Below are 1,549 nucleotides of genomic sequence, written 5' to 3' on the forward strand. Positions count from 1 at the left end.
TTGTTCGTTTGCTGTGAATCGCACAGTGGACGCGTAGCAGCTTCGTAGTCAAGTCCTCGGCCTATTAGTACCGGTCAACTGAACCAGTTACCTGGCTTACATCTCCGGCCTATCAACCCAGTCGTCTCACTGGGGGCCTTACCCCACAAGGGTGGGATACCTCATCTTGAAGCAGGCTTCCCGCTTAGATGCTTTCAGCGGTTATCCCTCCCGAACGTAGCCAACCAGCCGTGCCCCTGGCGGGACAACTGGCACACCAGAGGTTCGTCCGTCCCGGTCCTCTCGTACTAGGGACAGCCCTTCTCAAGTATCCTACGCGCACGGCGGATAGGGACCGAACTGTCTCACGACGTTCTAAACCCAGCTCGCGTACCGCTTTAATGGGCGAACAGCCCAACCCTTGGGACCTGCTACAGCCCCAGGATGCGACGAGCCGACATCGAGGTGCCAAACCATCCCGTCGATATGGACTCTTGGGGAAGATCAGCCTGTTATCCCCGGGGTACCTTTTATCCGTTGAGCGACACCGCTTCCACACGCAAGTGCCGGATCACTAGTCCCGACTTTCGTCCCTGCTCGACCCGTCAGTCTCACAGTCAAGCTCCCTTATACACTTACACTCAACACCTGATTGCCAACCAGGCTGAGGGAACCTTTGGGCGCCTCCGTTACATTTTAGGAGGCAACCGCCCCAGTTAAACTACCCACCAGACACTGTCCCTGAACCCGATAAGGGCCCGAAGTTAGATACCCAAACCAACCAGAGTGGTATTTCAAGATTGCCTCCACCCATACTGGCGTATGGACTTCACCGGCTCCCACCTATCCTACACAAGCTAATTCAGATACCAATGTCAAGCTATAGTAAAGGTCCCGGGGTCTTTCCGTCCTGCCGCGCGTAACGAGCATCTTTACTCGTACTGCAATTTCGCCGGGCCTGTGGTTGAGACAGTGGGGAAGTCGTTACGCCATTCGTGCAGGTCGGAACTTACCCGACAAGGAATTTCGCTACCTTAGGATGGTTATAGTTACCACCGCCGTTTACTGGCGCTTAAGTTCTCAGCTTCGCCCCGAAAGACTAACCGGTCCCCTTAACGTTCCAGCACCGGGCAGGCGTCAGTCCATATACATCGAATTACTTCTTCGCATGGACCTGTGTTTTTAGTAAACAGTCGCTTCCCCCTGCTCTCTGCGGCCATACAACGCTCCACCCGCAAAGGGGCTTCACGTCTCCGGCCCCCCTTCTCCCTAAGTTACGGGGGCAATTTGCCGAGTTCCTTAACCACAGTTCACCCGATCGCCTCGGTATTCTCTACCTGACCACCTGTGTCGGTTTAGGGTACGGGCCGCTCGGAACTCGCTAGAGGCTTTTCTCGGCAGCATAGGATCACTGACTTCACCTGAATCGGCTCGGCATCACGTCTCAGCCTTGATGGCGTGCGGATTTGCCTACACACCGGCCTACACGCTTACCCCGGCACAACCACCGGCCGGGCTCAGCTACCTTCCTGCGTCACCCCATCGCTTGACTACTACCCGCCAGGTTCCC

Annotated in this window: 1 rRNA gene; it reads right to left on the reverse strand. The window is 56.1% G+C overall.

Going from position 1 to position 1,549, the window contains the following annotated elements:
• Positions 1-44 precede the first annotated feature (44 nt).
• Positions 45-1,549: ribosomal RNA gene (locus Pen02_RS41370) — 23S ribosomal RNA — on the reverse strand; the annotation flags it as partial.

Origin of the sequence: Plantactinospora endophytica, from assembly GCF_016862915.1 — a bacterium.
In the GTDB taxonomy this organism is placed as follows: Bacteria; Actinomycetota; Actinomycetes; order Mycobacteriales; family Micromonosporaceae; genus Plantactinospora; species Plantactinospora endophytica.